Raw genomic sequence first — 20,536 nt, 5'->3', positions numbered from 1 at the left:
TTTTGTATGGCAACTTTAGCGGTTGATTCGGTATCTGTTGGCTATAATGAAGGATTAATTATTGATGGATTATCAGTGGAAATTCCAGAAGGGAAAATTACAACAATTATTGGACCAAATGGGTGCGGGAAATCCACATTGTTAAAAACAGCTTCTCGTATTTTGAAAGCAAAGCGAGGTACTGTTTACCTAGATGGAAAAGCAATCGAAAAACAGCCAACAAAAGAAATCGCAAAGAAAATGGCGATTTTGCCACAAACTGCAGAAGTGCCAACTGGTCTTACTGTGTTTGAACTTGTTTCTTACGGCCGCTTTCCTCATCAAAAGGGATTTGGCACATTGAAGGAAGAGGATTACCGTTACATTCACTGGGCGCTTGAAGTGACAGGAATGACAGAATTTGCGAATCGTCCAGCAGAAGCTTTATCAGGTGGTCAACGTCAACGCGTTTGGATTGCAATGGCTCTTGCGCAAGGTACGGATTTACTCGTACTAGACGAACCAACAACATACTTGGATATGGCTCACCAACTTGAAGTACTAAATTTATTGAAAAAATTAAATCAAGAAGAAGGCAGAACGATTGTTATGGTTATTCATGATTTAAATCATGCATCTCGTTTTTCAGATCATATGATTGCACTCAAGGCTGGTAAGTTAATGAAACAAGGAACGCCAGATGAAGTAATGACAAGTGAGACACTTCGTAATGTGTTTGAAATTGAAGCGCAAATCGTCCCATGTCCTGTAAACTGTAAGCCGATTTGTTTAACATACGACTTAATGATGGTTAATAATCAGTTACGTAAGAAAGCATAGACGGAATCTTCCCCTCTTATTTTAATAGAGGGGAGGGATTCTAATGGACGTTGAGCTTCTCATTCAAGGTGGGAAGTTGAACGCCCGTTAGAACGGGTTACAAACAATGTTTAATAAGAATATATTAATTAATAGTTGTATATGGTTTCTTATAGTTATATGTAACTTATAAGAGAAATACATCCAGAAGGAGTGGAAATATGAAGAAATTCAAAGTGGCATTTCTAGCAATGGTACTAGTAGTTACTTCTGTACTATTTGCAGCTTGTTCCTCTGATAAGAAAGAAGAAAAGAAAGCAGATGCGAAGGTTGAAGAGCGCACTGTACAACATGCAAAAGGGGAAATTAAAATTCCTGCAAATCCAAAGAAAATTGCTGACCTTAGTGGTTCAACAGAAGAATTGTTAATCTTTGGTATGAAACCTATTATTACAGCGAATACATCTCAGGAAAAAATTGATGCACATATTGCAGATCAATTAAAAGGTGTAAAACCAGTTGGTTCTGCTTGGGGAGATAAAATTAATATCGAAGCAGTAGCTGCCGCAAAACCTGATTTAATTCTTGTGAACGATCGTCAAGAGAAAATTTATGATCAATTATCTAAAATTGCACCAACAGTTATGCTAAAAACTCCATTAGATCAATGGCGTCCAAAGTTTGAAGAGTTAGGTAAAATCTTCGGTAAAGAAAAAGAAACAACTGCATGGTTTAAGAAATATGATGATAAAGCAAGCGGATTACACGATAAAATCGTTGCAAAAACTGGCGATGCGACATTCATGAAGATGGCTGCATATCCAAATGCATTCCGCGTATACGGTGACTACGGTTACGGTAGTGTACTCTTTAAAGATTTAAAATTACCAGCAGTTAAAGGTACACCAACTGATAAGCCGCTCGTACAAGTACAAAAAGAAGCGCTAATTGATTACAATCCAGACTACTTATTCGTATTCACAACTGGCGATGGTTCTCAGCGCTTAAAAGAATTCCAAGAAGAAACAATTTGGAAAAACATGAATGCTGTTAAGAACAACCACGTATTCACAATTAAGAATGAAGACCTAAACAAAGGGTACTTCCCACTTGGTAAAGAAATGATCCTAGACGAAGTTGCTGAGTTTGTTTTAGGAAAATAATATATAAAGAAAATCACTTTTGCTTTTACGAAGGTGATTTTTCTTTATATAACAGCAAATTTATCATTTCAACAGAGAAAATCATCTTCTCTAAACAAAGTGAAGTAGGGGGAGTTCAATGATTTACACAGTCTTTCGTTTCTTTCTGTCTCCTATTTCGTTTATAATATAAAGTAAGAATGCAGTAAGGAAGGAGGGTGTCGATATTGGTATATTTAAACGACAAACTCAGCGAAACAAAAGTGTTTAAAGACCCAGTACATAAATATGTACATGTGCGCGATCGCGTCATTTGGGATTTAATCGGAACGAAGGAATTTCAACGTTTGCGCCGTATTAAACAACTTGGAACGACATTTTTTACATTTCATGGTGCGGAACATAGTCGCTTTACTCATTCATTAGGTGTATATGAGATTATTCGTCGTATGATTGATGATGTGTTTGATGGCAGACCAAATTGGAATGCAGAAGATAGATTGTTATGTTTATGTGCAGCACTCTTACATGATGTGGGACATGGCCCGTTTTCTCATTCATTTGAAAAGGTTTTTTCATTAGATCATGAGAAGTTTACACAAAAAATTATTGTTGGTGATACGGAAATCAATGATGTATTAAGCCGTGTAGATCAGGAGTTTCCGCAAAAAGTAGCAGATGTCATTGCAAAAACGTCTGATAATAAATTAGCGATTAGTATGATCTCTAGCCAAATTGATGCGGATCGTATGGATTATTTGTTAAGAGATGCCTATTTTACTGGCGTGAAGTACGGGAATTTTGATATGGAACGTATACTCCGTGTTATGCGCCCATACGGAAATCAAGTAGTGATTAAAAATAGTGGTATGCACGCTGTTGAGCATTATATTATGAGCCGTTATCAAATGTACTGGCAAGTATATTTCCATCCAGTAACGCGCAGTGCAGAAGTGATTTTAACAAAAATTTTACACCGTGCAAAAACATTGCATGAGCAGTATTACACATTTAAGTATCATCCTGTACATTTCTATTCTTTATTTGAAGAAGAAGTAACGGTAGAGGATTATTTAAAGCTAGATGAGAATGTAATGTGTTACTACTTCCAAGTATGGCAAGATGAGGAAGATCAAATTTTAAGTGATTTATGTCGCCGATTTATGAACCGAAATCTCTTTAAATATGTAGAATTTACAGAGAATCATGGTTTAGATAATTGGATGGAATTAAGTCGCTTATTTAAAAAGATTGGGCTCGATCCAGAGTACTATTTAGTTGTGGATTCAACATCGGACTTACCGTATGACTTTTACCGTGCTGGAGAAGAAGAAGAGCGGCTTCCAATCTTACTTCTTATGCCGAATGGAGATCTCAGGGAGCTTTCACGTGAATCTGATATTGTAGAAGCGATTACAGGTAAGAAGAGAACAGATCAAAAACTCTTCTATCCACATGATTTAATCTATGAAGATGGAAGAAAAGGAAAATATAAAGAAAAAATTATTGAGTTATTAGAAGGAAAGAAATAAGAAGCAGTCATAGGACCGCTTCTTATGAAAGAAACCTGAATTTATTTGTCGCTTAAGCGTTTTCCGCCAACTGCATAATGATTTTTAGACATTTCTTCGATGAAAACAACGATGTTTTCTTCTGGAGCACCAGTTGTTTCGCTTACTGCTGCTGTTACTTTCTCGGCAAGAGCTTTCTTTTGTTCTTCTGTGCGTCCTTCTAGCATTTTCACTGTTACGTATGGCATGTACAATCGCTCCTTTTATGTAAGTTACAATCTTATTATAACGGATTATGAAGAAGAACAATCAGAAAAACAAATATTTTCTTTTTTTGACATAATGAAGAGGAGATGAAGTATGGAGAATTTCTTTGTATATCCACTGCACCAAATACCATTGGTAGCAATGGCTATTATTATTGCATTGTCTGTGCATGAATTTGCGCATGCATATGTTGCATACAAGTTTGGAGACGATACGGCCAAAAGACAGGGACGTTTAACGTTGTCGCCAATGTCTCATTTGGACCCAATTGGGATGATTGCCATATTAATTATTGGATTTGGTTGGGCACGCCCAGTGCCTGTTAATCCATATAACTTTAAAAAACCACGTCTTGCGGGTGTTTTAGTATCGATTGCAGGGCCGATTAGTAACTTTATTTTAAGTGCTATAGGCTTAATTATTTGGTACAGCCTGATAAGATTTGGAGTGCTAAATGCTATTCCGTTTGCGGTGGCAGATACATTACGTCAATTCTTTCAAATTTTTATTACTCTCAATATTGTTCTACTTGTTTTCAACTTATTACCGATTCCACCGCTTGATGGATATCGTGTGATTGAAGATTTAGCACCAGCAAATATTCGTGCAAAAATGACGCAATATGAGAGATATGGAGCGATCGCTTTATTGATTCTTGTTATTACACCGCTTGATCGCTATACTATTCAGCCGATCTTCCAAGTGGTAATTCCGCACGTACTAGGTTTTTTAGAAAGTATAATTGCGCCTATATTCGGCCTTATATAGTAAATGAGTGAGGAGGAGTTTACATATGACAGAGAAGAAGAAAAAAATCGGTTTTAATATCGTGAAGAACGATTCGACAGATGGACATGGTGGTTTCGGTGTTGGAGCGCTGAGCTTAGAAAATATTTCACCTGTTTTTGTAGATGTAATGGAACAAAATGCATTTGTTGATATTGGTGCAATGCACGCGCGTAGTACTGTGGAAAAAGGGATTAAGTTTTTAACAAACAAAGATGAGGTTCCAAACGGCAAACCATATTGGCTTGTGTGGGTAACGATTGAGAGAACAGTAAAAGGTGCTTATTATGCAGGTGTAACAGCTTGTGAAATGACAGTTGACCGTGAAATTCGCCGTGGTTATAAATCACTTCCAGAGCACGTAAACAAGATGGATAAATCATTAAAACGTCACATCATGGTTGATCATATGGATGAGCCATCTAAAAAGGTGCTTGGAACATTCTTGAAAGAGCATAATGAAGCAATTTGGAACGAATCTAGTGAAGAATTGCGCCATGCATTATTAGGAGAATAAAGTTAAAGGCTACCAGAGGAATTCCTGGTAGCCTTTATTTTAATATTTTATGTTGTATATTGTTGGAACGTTGCTATGTTTTACCATGGAAAATATCTTTTCCACCAGCTGTCTTTTTTCTTCTCTTTACTAGCCTTCTCGAATTCTTCTTTGTCATCAACATGAGCCATACAATATTCAGTCGGTTCGGTTCCTTTTGTAAAATACATTTTCACAGAAGCAGGACAGCCTTTCGTTGCGATTTTTCCATTTTCGGGATTGATATTTACAGCAACGACGTCACTTGGTTGTTTGAAATCTTTTTTAGGCTGACCGTCTAGCCCTTTTTCCATTGTATCGGCCCAAATCTTCTTGGCGTATCCTTGCTCTGCCGGATTTGAGATGGATTTAGGCTGATCGTACCCGACCCAAACACCGGTTACAATTTGCGGAGTAAAGCCAATCATCCAACTATCCGTTTCTGTGGATCCAGATTTCCCTGCGTATGTGCGCGATAGTTTTTGAAGAAGGGATTGTCCTGTAACGGAGGCATAGCCACTCAAATTTTTATTGAACATTCCCGTCATCATCTCTTCCATTACAAACGTATTGTTTTTATCGAGCACCTGTTTACTTTCTAAATGCGCATCATATAAAATGTTTCCTTCGTTATCGACAACGCGGCGAATAAGGGTGGGTTTAACTTGCTTCCCGCCGTTCGCAAACATGCTATACGCACTTACCATTTCAATTGGTTTTACAGGGGAAGTACCAAGTGCAAGAGATGGTACATCTTTTAGTGAACTTGTAATACCAAATTGTTTAGCGGTTTTCGCAAGGGAGTCTTCTCCTAAAAATAAATGTGTTTTCACGGCATATACGTTATCTGATACTGCAAGAGCTTGGGCCATCGTTACAAAATCATCGGCATAGTAGTCTTTATAATTTTTTGGTTTATATTTAGAAACACCGTCGCCTAATGTAAATACTGTATATTCACTTTTTAAGCGAGTTGCTGGTGTAAATCCTTTTTCAAGTGCAGCGTAATATAGAAACGGCTTAAAGGTGGATCCTGGTTGGCGAGATGCTTGAGTCGCTCGGTTAAATTGACTCTCTTTATAATCTTTTCCGCCCACAAGAGCCCCTACTTCTCCTGTTTTCGGATTCATTGAAATAAGAGCCGTTTGTATATTTGTCGTTTCCGGAATCGTATCTTTTACAGCTTGCTCCGCTATTGTTTGTAGCTTCTGATCAAGCGTGGTGTAAATACGAAGCCCACCACGGTGCAATGTTTGTTCATCTAGTCCAACGTCGTGAAGAAGCGAGTTTTGCACAGCGTCTTGGAAATAAGGGGCTATTTGTGCTACTTCTTTTGTTTCTAATGAAGCAAACGTAAGCTTCTCTTTTTTTGCAGAGGATGCTTGCCCCTTTGTAATATAACCTTGCTCTACCATTTCATCTAAAATGATTGATTGTCGTGTTTTTGCCCGTTCTTCCTTTAAGTAGGGAGAGTATACACTGGGACCTTTTGGGATACCAGCTAACATACTTGCCTCTGCTAATGTTAAGTCACTAGCAGATTTATTAAAGTAAAGACGAGAAGCGGCTTCAATACCATAAGCACCGTGTCCGTAATAAATCGTATTTAAATACCCTTCTAAAATATGATTCTTGTTGTAATTGACCTCAAGACGAATCGTATATATTGCTTCTAATGCTTTTCGTTTCCAAGTCTTATCATGATCTAAATATAGATTACGGGCGTATTGCTGCGTAATGGTACTAGCACCTTGAACTTTTGCCATTGCTTTTATATCGGCAATGATTGCGCCGATAATTCGTTTTATATCGAAGCCATGATGATCATAGAATCGTTGGTCTTCGATAGAAAGTGTCGCTTTTCTTATATAAGGAGAAATTTGATCAAGAGATACGCTATAGCGTTTTTGTATCCCATTACTTTGTCCCATTACAGTATCATCATTCGCATAAAAGGTGCTTGTTTGCGGAACGACGATGGGAGGTGGCCCCATAATCTTTGCTGCTATGATGATAATAAAAAAAGAAAAAACGAAAAAAAGTACGCATGAAAAAAGTGCGGTGAAGAAAAGACGTTTATATTTTTGAAGTTTTGGATTTACAGTTTGGCCCATCTTTTTCATCCCCTCATCATATACTTTTACCTTCCTATTCAAGGGCAGGAATCCCTCGTCGATTAATACTAGTATTGAGGGTTTTTTCGTATTTTAAACACAAAACAAAAAAGAGCTCCTTTCTTAAGAAAGGAGCTCAAAAGCACGCATAGGCCAATCTGTAATAATAACATCTACGCCGTAATCAATCATAGTTTGTAAATCTTTATATTCATTGATTGTATAGGGGCGGAATACATAGCCTTGCTGCTGTGCAGTTTGCACAAATTCTTTTGTTAGTAGCTGAAAGTTAGGGTGTAATCCGGCTGCTTCTCTTTTCTTCGCTTCAGCAAGTGGATCGGCAATTGGTTCATCATATAAGATGGCTCTTGGAATTTCAGGTGCGAGTTCTGCAAGAGAAGAAACAGATTCATGATTAAAAGATGAGAATATAATTTGATTAGAAAGATGATATTCACGAACAAGATCCACAACCTTCTCCTCGATATTTGGATAGTGAATTACATCTGTTTTTAGTTCAATGTTTAACTGTAAATTTGTCGTAGATAACCAAATGAATACTTCACGTAAGGTTGGGATTTTCGCTTCGTGGAAAGAAGGATTTTTATGGCTACCCGCATCAAGAACTTGTAATTCTGCTACGGTTTTTTCAGAGACCAATCCAGTTCCATTTGTTGTACGATCAACAGTTTCATCGTGAATTACAACAAGCTCACCATCTTTCGAAAGGTGAATATCAAGTTCGATGCCGTGGGCACCAACGCGCTCCGCTTCTTGGAAAGCGATCATTGTATTCTCTGGATGTGTACCTTTAACTCCACGATGGGCAAAAATAAGTGGTTGTTTCATTTGAAAATCTCCTTATAAGTTCATTTCTTTCATTATGAAACTGTAGTGAATAAAATACAATCTATATGCCAAACATTTACAAAAACATAACAGTTGCATGAAAGTTAACGTTAACGTAAAATGTAATAATGTGATGGAAGGGGGAATATACATGTATAAGATCGATGAAGTAACAAAGCAAGTTGGTTTAACAAAACGTACACTTCGTTATTATGAGGAAATTGGTTTAATTCATCCACCGGAGCGCAGTGAAGGAAACATTCGCCTTTATACGGATGAGGATATTGTCCGTATTAAAAAGATTGTAGAGGCGAAAGAAGTACTAGGAATCACACTTCAAGAAATGCAGCATTTCTTATCGTTAAAAGAGCGCATGGAGCAAAGACGAAATAGTGACAATCCACGTGATCGCGATGTGATTCGAGAAATTAAGAATATGCTCGAGAAACAAGTACAAACGCTAGATACAAAAATGAAACAAATGGAGCGCGTGAAAGCAGAATTAGAGAATAGTTTAGAGCGTGCAACTAGATTTTTGGATGAAACAAAAGGAGAGTAATGAATATGGAGAGCCAACAAAAATTCGGAAGATTAATTACAGTGTTGGCTACTTTTCTTGCCTTTTCAGGCATCGGAGTAGTCGATCCTATTTTGCCCATTATTGCTGAGAAGATAGGGGCAACACATTGGCAAGTGGAGATGTTATTTACAGCTTATATTTTAACGATGGCAATTATGATGCTGCCAGCTGGTTTATTCGCAGCGCGGTTTGGTGATAAGAGAATGATGACGATTGGTCTCGCAATTGTAACTGTGTTCGCTTTTATATGCGGTGTATCACAAACAATTACACAGTTATCTCTTTTCCGTGCAGGATGGGGATTAGGTAATGCAATGTTCTTCGCAACAGCGATGACATTATTAATTGCACTTAGTAAAGAAGTACATGAAGCGGTTGGTTTATATGAGGCGGCAATCGGTTTAGGGATGGCCGGTGGTCCATTATTAGGTGGTTTACTCGGCGGATATTCTTGGCGTTATCCATTTTTCGCGACAAGTCTTTTAATTTTACTAGCATTTATTCTTGTTTTCTTTTTTGTAAAAGAACCGGAGCGAAAAGTAAAGCGTAAAGCAGCTGGTGTAGGGGAATTACTTAACTTGATTAAATATAAACCGTTTATGCAAGGTGCTATTTCAGGCATGTTATATTATTATGGATTTTTCGTTGTGTTAGCATATTCACCACTTATTATGCATTTATCAGCAATTCAGCTCGGTTTTGTATTTTGTGGATGGGGTTTAGCGCTAGCATACGGATCTGCGATATTAGCACATAAACTGGAAGGTAAATATGAGCCGAAAGCATTGCTACGTTTTAGTTTATTTGTATTTGCGATTTTGTTAATTGCATTATTCTTTGTGAAAGTCATGTGGTTACAAATTGTTCTTATTGTATTATCAGGATTAGCATCTGGACTAAATAACGCTTTATATACAAGCTATGTCATGGATATTTCACCTTATGAAAGATCTATTACATCCGGCGTATACAATTTCGTTCGTTGGCTTGGCGGAGCAATTGCACCAATTTTATCAGGAATTATCGGTCATGCGATTTCACCGCAAAGTCCGTTTTTAGTTGGAGGAATTGTTGTTTTAGTTGGTTGTGTGATGATTTTACTTCCTGTTAAAGAAACTATAAACGCAGAGACAGAAACCCTTTCATAAGAAAGGGTTTTCTTTATTGTTAAATATAGTGTTTTTGCAATTTACGAACGAAAGTAATTTTACCAAAATATATTTTCGGTATTTTTGTACTTTTAACTATACATTTTGTATGTTTTGTTTTATTTTTGTTAGGGGACATTAATGATGTCCCTATTATAAATTTGCAATGAAAGGCGTGATTGTACGATGGAACTATGGTTCACTGAAAAACAAACAAAACATTTTGGAATTACGGCGCGTATTAACCGCACATTACATACGGAGCAAACAGAATTTCAAAAGCTTGATATGGTTGAAACTGAAGAATTTGGAAACATGCTTATTTTAGATGGTATGGTTATGACAACAGAGAAGGACGAGTTTGTGTATCATGAAATGGTAGCGCACGTACCTTTATTTACACATCCAAACCCTGAGAACGTATTAGTTGTTGGCGGTGGCGATGGCGGTGTAATCCGTGAAGTATTAAAGCACCCAAGTGTAAAGAAAGCAACACTTGTTGAAATCGACGGTAAAGTAATCGAGTACTCTAAACAGTACTTACCATCAATTGCAGGTGCTCTAGATAACGAACGTGTTGAAGTGAAAGTAGGAGACGGCTTTTTACACATCGCGGAAAGTGAAAATGAATATGACGTAATTATGGTTGACTCTACAGAGCCAGTAGGACCAGCAGTAAACTTATTTACAAAAGGATTCTATGCTGGAATCTCTAAAGCGTTAAAAGCAGACGGTATTTTCGTTGCTCAAACGGATAACCCTTGGTTTACACCAGAATTAATTTCAACTGTGTTTAAAGACGTTAAAGAAATCTTCCCAATTACACGTTTATACACAGCGAATATCCCAACATATCCAAGTGGAATGTGGACATTTACAATTGGATCTAAAGAGCACGATCCATTAGAAGTAAGCGAAGAGCGTTTCCACGAAATTGAAACGAAATATTACACAAAAGAACTGCATAAAGCAGCATTCGTATTACCGAAATTTGTTGGAGACTTACTTAAATAGAAAAGCGGAGGCGGCTTGTTCAGAATAGGAGGGGGATGGAGCTTCAGACGTAGAGGCGATTTTTGCCTCGTAGGAAGAAGCGAAGCCACCGAGTATTCTAGCCGCAGCAGCTGGACAAATAGAAAAGCGGAAGCAGCTCATTCAAGGTGTGCGATAGAACGGACATGCTAGCTGCTGACGCTATTATAATAAAATAATCTTCTATCGCTAAAAGAAGATTGAGGTAAATCGAGAAAGAGGAGTATAGCACTCCAAATTTGAGAAATAATGAAAGGTTGGGATACCTTAAGTTCCACATAAGGAGGAAAAGAATATGCGTTTTGATGAAGCTTATTCAGGTAAAGTATTTATTAAAAGTCATCCAAGTTTTGAAGATGCAGAGGCCGTAATTTATGGGATGCCAATGGATTGGACAGTAAGTTACCGTCCAGGCTCTCGTTTTGGTCCTGCACGTATTCGTGAAGTATCGATTGGACTAGAAGAGTACAGTCCATATTTAGATCGTGAACTAGAAGATGTAAAATATTTTGATGCTGGTGATATTCCGCTACCATTCGGAAATCCACAACGCAGTATAGACATGATTGAAGAATATGTAACAAAACTATTGGATGCCGGTAAGTTTCCACTAGGTCTTGGCGGTGAGCATCTAGTGTCTTGGCCAATTTTTAAGGCAATGGCAAAAAAATATCCGGATTTAGCAATCATTCATATGGATGCTCATACTGATTTGCGCGAGTCATATGAAGGAGAGCCTTTATCTCACTCTACACCAATTCGTAAAGTGTGCGATTTAATTGGTCCGGAAAACGTATATTCTTTCGGAATTCGTTCTGGAATGAAAGAAGAATTCGAATGGGCAAAAGAAGTGGGCATGAACCTATACAAATTTGACGTGTTAGAACCGTTGAAAGAAGTATTACCAAAGCTTGCAGGACGCCCAGTTTATGTCACAATTGACATCGACGTATTAGATCCAGCGCATGCTCCTGGAACAGGAACATTAGAAGCTGGTGGTATCACATCGAAAGAACTATTAGATTCCATCGTAGCAATTGCAAATTCAAATATAAAAGTAGTTGGAGCAGACTTAGTAGAAGTAGCTCCAGTCTATGATCATAGTGATCAAACACCAATCGCAGCAAGCAAATTCGTGCGGGAAATGCTTCTTGGTTGGGTAAAATAAAAGCGGAAACGGCTCGTTCAGAATGGAAGGGGGATGGAGCTTCAGACGTAGAGGCGATTTTTGCCTCGCAGGAAGAAGCGAAGCCACCGAGCATTCTAGCCGATTTGCAGCATCGATATCGACGATTCGACACAACATATCGACCGTTCTTTAAAATTCGAAAACCAGCTGCAAACAATCTGTATTAAAAGAGGAGCTAGTCCCATTTAGTGGGGCTAGCTCCTCTTTTTTTATGCAACTTTTTCTTCTGTAGAGATTCCGCGAATTTCATCAGCGGAACGAATTGGGTACTTACGGAAAATAATAGTTCCGATGTAACCGATAATTGTGGTAACAATTCCACATAATATAGCTGCAATCGCTACTTTTATTCCATCGTTGAATCCAAAGAGAACAAGGAGTCCTGGAATTGGTGATGCCGTACCGGGTGCATTGTTTATAAGTTGGAATAGGGAGGTAATAATACCAGCAAGTGCACCACCAACAAAGTTTGTTGTATAAATTGGAATTGGATTCGCTGCGACAATATCAGCTTGTGTTAATGGTTCAATTGCGACAGCGATTGTATCTTTCTTTGAACAAATCTTTAAACGTTTAAAGAAAATAAAGTTCATTGGAGCAGAGGCTGCTACTGCAAGACTACCAATAGCCATTGGTAAACCTGTTAAACCAAGCATCGCAGTTAGAGCCATGGAGCTTAATGGAGATGTAGAGATAACTGTGATGAGCCCGCCGAGCATAATCCCCATAATAACCGGGCTTTCTGTAGTTGCAATTGAAATAATAGAACCAATTTTTCCAAGTGTTGCATTTACAACGGGATCCATGAGCATAGCCATTCCGCGTGAAAGAGGTGCTGCAATGAATAAAATTGCAAGGAATTCTACGCCAGCTGGCAATTTTTTCTCGAGAAATTTCACGACAAAGGCACAAATATAACCAGCAAAAAAGCCTGGTAAAATACCAAATCCACTTGTGGCAATACCGATTAAAACAGCATATACAGGAGATACACCAATTGCGAGTGCTACCAAAATTGCAGCTGCGACACCGCTCATACTACCAGAGGCCTGTCCAACTGATTGTAAAAAGCTGTTATGAAACATTTCTCCACCGATATAACGATGGAATGCTTCAATAAGAAAGCTTGCGATCGCAGCGTTGGCCAAAGCGCCCATTGCCTTCATTCCGTAAGGAGCACGGTAGCTAAACAGTGTGAAAAGAAAAAGTACAACGAGTAGTAGTGCTAAACCTTGTAAGATAGCCATTTGAAAACTGTCTCCTTTTTGATATTTATTATAAAAATTTGTATTATTCAATAATAATACAAAAATTGTTTAAACGGAAAATTTTTTTATTAAGAACATACTACAAATATTTTTCCTTACAATTGTGTAAGGAAAGTGTAATACATTTCAATGGTGTATAGTATGTCCCATTCTGTATAATACAGATATCAATATGTGATTAATCAGAAGGATATATAAATAGGAGGCCATGTATGAAATTGGTAATAAAAGTGTTAGCTGTATTTGCCATTATTTTAGGTGGTACAGCGTATTATTTACAAACAAAAACAGAAGGTGTTCAGGCGTTTGTCGATAACTTCTTTTCAAATAAAGAAATACAAGATTATTATGCGGTTATAAATAAGGGCGAGAAGATAGACGATGAATATTTATATACATTAAATGGTTACTCAGAGAACGGGAAACAGCAAACAATTAAAAAGATGGTGAACCATCAATTGCACTCAGGTGATTTTATAAAAATTTACGCGAAAGGCATGCAGGGGAAAGGTTGGGCTGAAGTTTCAAAAGAAGAAATCCCAGAAAGGGCTTTAAAGAAATTACAAAAAGTGTAAAAGGAGCGAATTGTGCGCTCCTTTTTTAATGTGTTAAAACTGTAATAGATGTGTTTGTTTGACTTGAAATAATTTTTGCGCGCCCGCCAATTGGGAAAGTAAAAATTGGGGTAGTATGCCCAAAGTTAGCATTTGCAATTACAGGAATATGGGACAGTTCTTGTTTTGAATAAGTCATTTCTTGAATATCTTCTATGACAGCTTCAGAATCTTTTTGTAGTCTTCCAAGTACAATGCCTTTTACATGTTCAAAGTCTGGTTGTTGGATGAGAGAGTGTAAGTAACGATCGAAAGTTTTAACTGTAGCTTTTCCAGTTAAAGAGTCTTCTTCTAAAAATAATATTTTATCTCGTAAGCTTGGCATATATTTTGTGCCTTGCAACAAATTAAAGGTACTCATATTACCACCAATAATTTTTCCAACTGCTTCACCTTCATGCAAGGAGATATAACCTTCATTTTGGAAGAAAGTTCGATTTTCTTGATCCATATACCAAGGGTCATCGCTCCACGTTTCAGCAGGTTGTATTTCTATCGACTCTTCAGAAGTCATGCATTTTAAAAAGTAATCTATTGTATAATCAAGCCCTTTCTCCATTCCGAATGAAGAGAAGTGGGGACCCGAATATGTAATCAGACCAGTCTTTGCATAAATTGCATTACCTAAAGCAGTAATATCAGAATAACCACATAAAATTTTGGGATTGCTGCCAATTAAGTCGTAATTTAGATGACTTAGTAGCCCGTTGGAATTATATCCTCCAAGTGTTGTCAAGATTGCTTTTACGCTTGGATCAGCGAAAGCTTCGTGAAGATCATGGATACGGGAAGAAACAGAGGAGGAAGTAAAACGGTCAATTTCTTCCGCATTTTTTGAAAATGTAACGCGAAATCCCATAGCTGCTAGTCGTTTCATAGCAAGCTTTCGGTTATAATCTGAAACAATACTTAAACTAGAAGACGGTGAAATAACTCGGATTTCATCTCCCTTTTTTAACTTTGGCGGTATCATTTTTCACATCTCCTTTTAATGAAAGAAAATTTAGATTTAAAAGATATTTTATCATAGGGGATAGATCTTTATAAATTGTTTTTTTGGAACAGGGTTTTCCTGATTTTTCAGCAGACAGACAGAGGTTTTTTTTGATATGATAGAAAAAGTGATTTATTATAAAGTTTATTTAATATCTATAACATGTTGAAAGGTGTGCAAGACGTGGAGAAACAACTTGCAGGCTTGCCAGTACACGTTCATTTCGTAACAGAAATCCGTGAAGGGGCACGAAAGGAGACCGTTGCTTTTGAGGCAAATGGTCAATACTATGTAAAAGGTCAAGGTACATACGTAACGTTTCAAGAGCCGAACGAACAAGGCGAAGTAAAGACAATCATTAAAATTCAAGGTGAACAAGTTCTTATTATGCGTTCAGGTGCTGTTTCGATGCGTCAGACGCATGTGAAAGGTGAATGGACAACTGGTACGTATACGAGTGAGCTTGGTACGTTTACATTGCAAACGAAAACTGATAACGTTCTTTTTAAATGGTCGGACGAGAAGAAAAAAGGACAACTCTTTTTAACGTACGCATTGCTTCTGGGTGAACAAGAAGCTGGCCGATATACAATTACGATTAATTTGAAGGAGGCAAAATAATGAACTCTTTAGAACAAGTAAAAGAATTGATTAAAGAAGAAATTAAAGCTGCCGTATTGAAAGCAGAATTAGCAACAGAAGAACAAATTCCAAACGTTGTATTAGAATCTCCAAAAGATAAAACACATGGTGATTTCTCTACAAACATGGCGATGCAGCTTGCGCGCGTAGCAAAAAAAGCTCCTCGTATGATTGCAGAAGAATTAATTGCAAACTTCGATAAAGCAAAAGCTTCTATTGAAAAGATTGAAATTGCTGGTCCTGGTTTTATTAACTTCTACATGGATAACAGCTATTTAACAGATCTAATCTCAGCGATTGTTAATGCTGGTGAGGCTTATGGTGAGACGGATACCGGTAAGGGTGAAAAAGTACAAGTTGAGTTCGTATCTGCAAACCCAACAGGTGACCTTCACTTAGGACATGCACGTGGTGCGGCAGTAGGTGATACGTTATGTAACGTATTAGCTAAAGCAGGATATGATGTATCTCGTGAATACTACATCAACGACGCTGGTAACCAAATTCATAACTTAGCGCTTTCTGTTGAAGCTCGTTACATGCAAGCATTAGGTTTAGAAAAAGAAATGCCAGAAGACGGCTACCATGGTGCGGATATCATCGGAATCGGACAACGCTTAGCTGAAGAGTTTGGCGACCGTTATGCAAAAGTTGATGAGAAAGAAAGCTATGAATTCTACCGTGAGTACGGTTTGAAATACGAATTAGCAAAACTTCAAAAAGACTTAGAAAGCTTCCGTGTTAAGTTTGATGTATGGTTCTCTGAAACATCACTATACAAAAACGGAAAGATTGATCAAGCTCTTGCAGTATTAAAAGAGCGTGATGAAATATTTGAAGAAGATGGAGCAACTTGGTTCCGTTCTATGACTTATGGTGATGATAAAAACCGTGTATTAATTAAAAATGATGGTTCTTACACATACTTAACGCCAGATATCGCGTATCACCGTGATAAATTAGAGCGCGGATTTGATAAATTAATCAACATTTGGGGTGCTGACCACCACGGCTACATTCCTCGTATGAAAGCTGCAATTCAAGCGCTTGGTTACGATAAAGAGACGTTAGAAGTAGAAATCATCCAAATGGTACAACTATACCAAAATGGTGAAAAAGTAAAAATGAGTAAGCGTACAGGTAAAGCCGTTACACTTCGTGAGCTAATGGAAGAAGTAGGCGTGGACGCAATGCGTTACTTCTTTGCAATGCGCAGCGGTGACTCTCACTTAGACTTTGATATGGACTTAGCGGTATCAAAATCTAACGAAAACCCTGTATACTATGCACAATACGCTCATGCACGTGTATGCAGCATCCTTCGTCAAGGTGAAGAGCTTGGATTAACTACAGGCGGAGATGTAAACTACAAACTTGTTGCTTCTGAAAAAGAAGTAGACTTACTGAAAAAACTTGGTGAATTCCCAGCGGCAGTTGCCGAAGCAGCGCAGAAGCGCCTGCCACACCGCATTACAAACTATGCGTTTGAATTAGCAGCTACGCTTCATAGCTTCTACAATGCAGAAAAAGTATTAAACCAAGATAATTTAGAATTAAGTAAAGCTCGTTACGAATTAATGCGTGCAGTACGCATCACACTTCAAAATGCATTAGCATTAGTTGGTGTATCTGCGCCAGAGAAAATGTAATAGGAAAAAAGATACCTATTTTTGTTTATAAATGATATACAAGTTGATATAAAACGTCTGATCGGTCTATAGACCGATCAGACGTCAAAGAAAGAAACACACCGAAAAGTCATATAGGGAGAACCTCACGTATGGCTTAATAACAGGAAGCTGCAACAGAAAAAGAGATGGCAAAGCTATCTCTTTTTCTGTTGCAGTTTTTTACTCTAATGTATGTGACAAAAATATGTTGTGGTGATAAAAGGAAAATAGAAAATCACCAATTAACTATTGCTTTTTTAGAATGATTCTAGAATAATAGGTTGTTGGGGGGTAAATTCATCAAAAAGCCGTACATGTCGTATTAGTTGATGGAATGTTACCAGGAAATGGTGTAATCGTTGTGAATAACATTGTTACAACCATGCGAAATACTAAACTAACACTGCATCTAATCAAGTATCTACACAAATTAGTAATGAATCATGAAAACTTCCAACCTAGTCAAAAAACTAGGGATTTTATGTCTAAAATAGTACATATAGTCCAACTAAGGTTTTCATGATTTGATAAAAATAATGAAAGGATATAAATCTCTCGATTTTGATATTATCATCACTTATATATAAATTTCTCGATGTTAAAATGTAATGTCACCTTAGAAAAGCTAACGCTTCTTAGCGAGTAAGTGAAATGTATGTATAAGTTCATTTTAATTCTTCGACATAGTCATAGATCTATTAGGCAAATTACTTTTTCTCGACACTCATTTATAGACTCCAAAAATGAAAAGGCTGAATTTCATATTTCCGCACGATTCACATGTAATTATTTTCCAGTAAAACTCTTTTTTAGTTACCCCCAAAATTCGTTCCATTGTATTCAGATTTGGAGAATAGGACTTTTATCTTCATAGGTAAACAATACTTCGTTCGGAGCGTTTTTAATCATATAGCGCTTATATTGGAACGCTTCTTGTTTTTCTTGTCAGATTGTTTCGGTGTGTAGTTCAGTTGTGTAACGAAACATAAAATGTTTTAACATATGGCTAATTTTACTTCGACTCATGATGACAGAAAACGAAGACATATCTTCAATGACATCCTTTAGAGTACGAGTATCCTAGCACGTTTCACAGCTATAACATTCTTCGGCTGGTGTGCTAAATTCGATTGTACGCTGTACTTCTTGTCATTCTTCAGGAGGATAAGTATGGAAGGTGGCCAAATGCATATTTACTATGAAATAGTTTGCCCATACTTGCCCGCACTGAAAACTTTTACGTACTGAGCAATCGTTCCGCGATGGATATGGAGAAGTTTTGAAACCCCTACAGCATAATAAATAAGATGAATGATGGTCATGAGTTTTATCGTGAATGCTTGTTGAATTGTCTTCTCCTGACTTTGAGGTTATCCTATGACCTGTTCATGTGTTTTTGTAATTTGAATTCCTTTATCTATTTTTGGTAAGTAATATAGACCGGAAATAACACAGTTTAGACATGTCGGAGAAATTAGATGAATCGATATACAAAGCAAATTTCAAGTCTCTAAGTAATAGAAGAGTTGAAAAAAGAGAAAAAGATGATAATAGCTATCAAACATATTTAAGGAAAATGGCTTAATGACATTGAATAATAGAATCTTTGTCATAGTATGTTTGTATCAGGATTTATATGCATTCAATTTTATAGGGAGGAATCACACAAAGTATGTATTTAAAAAGAATAACTTCGATTTTTTCGATTATAATGATTTTGATGTTTACTATAGGTCAGAGTTTAATGCCTATAATCGCAAATGCACAAGAGTTAAATACATTAGGACTTGTGGATAGCTTTAAGATTGATAAAACAGATTTACAGAGCGGAGAACTGACCAAAGTAACTGTAAACTTCAGTGAAAAAGATGGAGTTAGGCTGAAACCTGGAGACACATTAACATTAACGCTGCCTCCAGAATTAAGCGGCATGAGTACAACGTTTAATTTAGGTGATTATGGTACTTGTAAAGTAACGTCAGGTACTGTGGTATGTACATTTAATGAAAAAGTAGATGCATATGAAAATATTACAGGGTATTTAAATTTTAGAGTGCAAGCTACTCAAGTAGGAACTGATGAAAAGAAAGAAATTGAAACAAATTTCGGTACAAATGTAGATAAACAAGCTGTAACAATTACCGGCCCAAAAGGTGGTGGTGGTGGTACAGAGCCTGGAGAGGGACCATTTTTTTATAAAACTGGTGATATGCTCTCAGGGGACGATGAAGTACGTTGGTTCTTGAATATAAACCTAAATAAAGAAAAGCTAAGTCGTGATATTGTTGTGTCTGATCGTTTGCAAGAAGGTCAAACACTTAATAAAGATAGTTTCAGGGTAGATATTAATAGTGATCTAGGCCGTCAAAATTTATCACTGCAAGAGTTTGAATCTCAAGGTTATGGAAAGATTACGTTTACTAGTGATACCACATTTAAAGTTTTGCTTTATAAGGATAAAGCAAATCTTACCTCCTTTTCGATTGCTTATACAGCTACTATAACGGAAGCCGGAAAGAAGCAAGAATTCTTTAAGAATGATTATACGATTGATTACCAAGTTCTAGACAAAGAACCAGTTACTGATTCAGGTAGTCACTCGGTCGAAAATATGGCAGCTGGTGGTGGTGCTGAAGGTAACCAGGTTCCAAAAGGAAAGCTAAAAATTGTTAAACATATTGAAGGAAATAAAGAAAAAGTAATCCCGAATGTTTCGTTTAAGTTGTATAAAGAGTCTGGTGAACAAGTTGGGGGCGAATATAAAACAAATGAAAAAGGGATAGTTGAAACTCCTAAATTATCACCAGGTAAATATTATGTGCAAGAAGTTTCGGCTCCAGACTATATTGATTTCGATCCTCAGAAAAAAGTAGAGTTTGAAATAAAATCAGATGCTGAAAATGGAGTCGAACTGGATATTCCAAATAAAGTGAAAACTATATCTGTTTCAGGAACGAAGATATGGGATGACTACAACAATAAGTTTGGCAAACGCCCAGAAAGCATCACGGTTCAATTGCTTCAAAATGGAACAGAGTTGAAAACACAAGAAGTGAAAGCTGACCAAACTGGTAACTGGAACTTCGATTTCAAAGATCTACCAAAGTACGATGAACAAGGAAACGAGTACAAGTACACAGTAGGTGAAGTAAAAGTAGACGGCTACGAAACAAAGGTAGAAGGAACAACGATTACGAACACTTACAAGAATACAGAAACAACAGAAGTTAGTGGTAAGAAAGTATGGGACGATTACAACAATAAGTTTGGTAAACGCCCAGAAAGCATCACAGTTCAACTACTTCAAAATGGTAAAGAGTTCAAAAACCAAGAAGTAAAAGCTGATCAAGCTGGAAACTGGAATTTCAACTTCACGGATCTACCAAAGTACGATGAG

Annotated in this window: 18 protein-coding genes; 13 read left to right on the top strand and 5 right to left on the bottom strand. The window is 37.2% G+C overall.

Translation table 11 applies throughout. The features are described 5' to 3' along the window. The first annotated feature begins 6 nt into the window (after window positions 1–6). From M014_RS0112705 to M014_RS0112695, 3 genes are all read left to right on the top strand, one after another. Complete coding sequence (locus M014_RS0112705; protein WP_026592074.1) at window positions 7–819, top strand: ABC transporter ATP-binding protein; 813 nt, start codon at window positions 7–9, stop codon at window positions 817–819. Between the two features lie 200 nt (window positions 820–1,019). Then, the gene (locus M014_RS0112700) at window positions 1,020–1,961 is read left to right on the top strand and encodes an ABC transporter substrate-binding protein (protein ID WP_026592073.1); all 942 of its coding nucleotides are present in this window, start codon (window positions 1,020–1,022) and stop codon (window positions 1,959–1,961) included. Between the two features lie 206 nt (window positions 1,962–2,167). Beyond that, on the top strand, window positions 2,168–3,472 hold the full coding sequence (locus M014_RS0112695; protein WP_026592072.1) for an HD domain-containing protein: 1,305 nt from the start codon (window positions 2,168–2,170) through the stop codon (window positions 3,470–3,472). A 41-nt stretch (window positions 3,473–3,513) separates the two neighbouring features. On the opposite strand, the gene M014_RS0112690 is transcribed toward M014_RS0112695, so the two are convergent. Further along, window positions 3,514–3,699: a 2-hydroxymuconate tautomerase gene (locus M014_RS0112690; RefSeq protein ID WP_001147171.1), complete on the bottom strand. Its 186-nt coding sequence runs from the start codon at window positions 3,697–3,699 to the stop codon at window positions 3,514–3,516. Window positions 3,700–3,811: 112 nt separating this feature from the next. Between M014_RS0112690 and M014_RS0112685 the strand changes: the two genes are divergently transcribed. Together M014_RS0112685 and M014_RS0112680 are read left to right on the top strand one after the other, a co-directional pair. Next, window positions 3,812–4,486 carry a site-2 protease family protein gene (locus M014_RS0112685; RefSeq protein WP_026592071.1) on the top strand — a complete coding sequence of 225 codons (675 nt, stop codon included), beginning with the start codon at window positions 3,812–3,814 and terminating at the stop codon, window positions 4,484–4,486. A gap of 25 nt (window positions 4,487–4,511) precedes the next feature. Beyond that, window positions 4,512–5,021: a YwhD family protein gene (locus M014_RS0112680; RefSeq protein WP_026592070.1), complete on the top strand. Its 510-nt coding sequence runs from the start codon at window positions 4,512–4,514 to the stop codon at window positions 5,019–5,021. 80 nt (window positions 5,022–5,101) lie between these two features. Here M014_RS0112680 and M014_RS0112675 read toward each other — a convergent pair whose 3' ends face one another. Further along, a complete protein-coding gene (locus M014_RS0112675) occupies window positions 5,102–7,153 on the bottom strand; it encodes a transglycosylase domain-containing protein (RefSeq protein WP_026592069.1) in 2,052 nt (683 codons plus the stop codon). A gap of 123 nt (window positions 7,154–7,276) precedes the next feature. Then, complete coding sequence (locus M014_RS0112670) at window positions 7,277–8,002, bottom strand: glycerophosphodiester phosphodiesterase (protein ID WP_026592068.1); 726 nt, start codon at window positions 8,000–8,002, stop codon at window positions 7,277–7,279. Window positions 8,003–8,153: 151 nt separating this feature from the next. Here M014_RS0112670 and M014_RS0112665 point away from each other — a divergent pair, with 151 nt between their 5' ends. The 4 genes from M014_RS0112665 to speB all read left to right on the top strand — a co-directional run bounded on the left by M014_RS0112665 (window position 8,154) and on the right by speB (window position 11,930). Beyond that, a complete protein-coding gene (locus M014_RS0112665; RefSeq protein WP_026592067.1) occupies window positions 8,154–8,561 on the top strand; it encodes a MerR family transcriptional regulator in 408 nt (135 codons plus the stop codon). Between the two features lie 5 nt (window positions 8,562–8,566). Next, on the top strand, window positions 8,567–9,730 hold the full coding sequence (locus M014_RS0112660) for an MFS transporter (RefSeq protein ID WP_026592066.1): 1,164 nt from the start codon (window positions 8,567–8,569) through the stop codon (window positions 9,728–9,730). Window positions 9,731–9,916: 186 nt separating this feature from the next. Continuing rightward, window positions 9,917–10,744: a polyamine aminopropyltransferase gene (speE, locus tag M014_RS0112655; protein WP_026592065.1), complete on the top strand. Its 828-nt coding sequence runs from the start codon at window positions 9,917–9,919 to the stop codon at window positions 10,742–10,744. A 313-nt stretch (window positions 10,745–11,057) separates the two neighbouring features. Then, window positions 11,058–11,930 carry an agmatinase gene (gene speB, locus M014_RS0112650; RefSeq protein WP_003209245.1) on the top strand — a complete coding sequence of 291 codons (873 nt, stop codon included), beginning with the start codon at window positions 11,058–11,060 and terminating at the stop codon, window positions 11,928–11,930. A gap of 230 nt (window positions 11,931–12,160) precedes the next feature. Here speB and M014_RS0112640 read toward each other — a convergent pair whose 3' ends face one another. Continuing rightward, the gene (locus tag M014_RS0112640) at window positions 12,161–13,198 is read right to left on the bottom strand and encodes a PTS sugar transporter subunit IIC (protein ID WP_026592064.1); all 1,038 of its coding nucleotides are present in this window, start codon (window positions 13,196–13,198) and stop codon (window positions 12,161–12,163) included. Between the two features lie 233 nt (window positions 13,199–13,431). On the opposite strand from M014_RS0112640, the gene M014_RS0112635 reads away from it, so the two are divergent. Further along, entirely contained in the window at window positions 13,432–13,794 is a 363-nt protein-coding gene (locus M014_RS0112635) for a YxeA family protein (protein ID WP_026592063.1), read from the top strand. Between the two features lie 25 nt (window positions 13,795–13,819). Here M014_RS0112635 and M014_RS0112630 read toward each other — a convergent pair whose 3' ends face one another. Beyond that, a complete protein-coding gene (locus M014_RS0112630; protein ID WP_026592062.1) occupies window positions 13,820–14,806 on the bottom strand; it encodes a S66 family peptidase in 987 nt (328 codons plus the stop codon). Window positions 14,807–15,010: 204 nt separating this feature from the next. Here M014_RS0112630 and M014_RS0112625 point away from each other — a divergent pair, with 204 nt between their 5' ends. The 3 genes from M014_RS0112625 to M014_RS26880 all read left to right on the top strand — a co-directional run. Continuing rightward, entirely contained in the window at window positions 15,011–15,448 is a 438-nt protein-coding gene (locus M014_RS0112625; RefSeq protein ID WP_026592061.1) for a DUF1934 domain-containing protein, read from the top strand. Further along, the gene (argS, locus tag M014_RS0112620; protein WP_026592060.1) at window positions 15,448–17,118 is read left to right on the top strand and encodes an arginine--tRNA ligase; all 1,671 of its coding nucleotides are present in this window, start codon (window positions 15,448–15,450) and stop codon (window positions 17,116–17,118) included. The genes M014_RS0112625 and argS overlap by 1 nt, the downstream gene beginning before the upstream one ends. A gap of 1,765 nt (window positions 17,119–18,883) precedes the next feature. Next, window positions 18,884–20,536, top strand: a 1,653-nt coding sequence (locus M014_RS26880) for a Cna B-type domain-containing protein (RefSeq protein ID WP_231503939.1), incomplete at its 3' end; no start/stop codon positions are given.

Origin of the sequence: Bacillus sp. UNC437CL72CviS29, assembly GCF_000482345.1 — a bacterium.
Classification (GTDB): Bacteria; Bacillota; Bacilli; order Bacillales; family Bacillaceae_G; genus Bacillus_A; species Bacillus_A arachidis.
Note: the sequence above shows the minus strand (reverse complement) of the source record. Positions and strands in the feature narration are given on the sequence as shown.

What these genes read in the sequence shown, in the direction of transcription:
- M014_RS0112705 (WP_026592074.1), top strand. Translation starts at nt 7, where the DNA reads ATGGCAACTTTAGCGGTTGATTCGGTATCTGTTGGCTATAATGAAGGA.
- M014_RS0112700 (WP_026592073.1), top strand. Translation starts at nt 1,020, where the DNA reads ATGAAGAAATTCAAAGTGGCATTTCTAGCAATGGTACTAGTAGTTACT.
- M014_RS0112690 (WP_001147171.1), bottom strand. Translation starts at nt 3,699, where the DNA reads ATGCCATACGTAACAGTGAAAATGCTAGAAGGACGCACAGAAGAACAA.
- M014_RS0112685 (WP_026592071.1), top strand. Translation starts at nt 3,812, where the DNA reads ATGGAGAATTTCTTTGTATATCCACTGCACCAAATACCATTGGTAGCA.
- M014_RS0112680 (WP_026592070.1), top strand. Translation starts at nt 4,512, where the DNA reads ATGACAGAGAAGAAGAAAAAAATCGGTTTTAATATCGTGAAGAACGAT.
- M014_RS0112675 (WP_026592069.1), bottom strand. Translation starts at nt 7,153, where the DNA reads ATGGGCCAAACTGTAAATCCAAAACTTCAAAAATATAAACGTCTTTTC.
- M014_RS0112670 (WP_026592068.1), bottom strand. Translation starts at nt 8,002, where the DNA reads ATGAAACAACCACTTATTTTTGCCCATCGTGGAGTTAAAGGTACACAT.
- M014_RS0112665 (WP_026592067.1), top strand. Translation starts at nt 8,154, where the DNA reads ATGTATAAGATCGATGAAGTAACAAAGCAAGTTGGTTTAACAAAACGT.
- M014_RS0112660 (WP_026592066.1), top strand. Translation starts at nt 8,567, where the DNA reads ATGGAGAGCCAACAAAAATTCGGAAGATTAATTACAGTGTTGGCTACT.
- speE (WP_026592065.1), top strand. Translation starts at nt 9,917, where the DNA reads ATGGAACTATGGTTCACTGAAAAACAAACAAAACATTTTGGAATTACG.
- speB (WP_003209245.1), top strand. Translation starts at nt 11,058, where the DNA reads ATGCGTTTTGATGAAGCTTATTCAGGTAAAGTATTTATTAAAAGTCAT.
- M014_RS0112640 (WP_026592064.1), bottom strand. Translation starts at nt 13,198, where the DNA reads ATGGCTATCTTACAAGGTTTAGCACTACTACTCGTTGTACTTTTTCTT.
- M014_RS0112635 (WP_026592063.1), top strand. Translation starts at nt 13,432, where the DNA reads ATGAAATTGGTAATAAAAGTGTTAGCTGTATTTGCCATTATTTTAGGT.
- M014_RS0112630 (WP_026592062.1), bottom strand. Translation starts at nt 14,806, where the DNA reads ATGATACCGCCAAAGTTAAAAAAGGGAGATGAAATCCGAGTTATTTCA.
- argS (WP_026592060.1), top strand. Translation starts at nt 15,448, where the DNA reads ATGAACTCTTTAGAACAAGTAAAAGAATTGATTAAAGAAGAAATTAAA.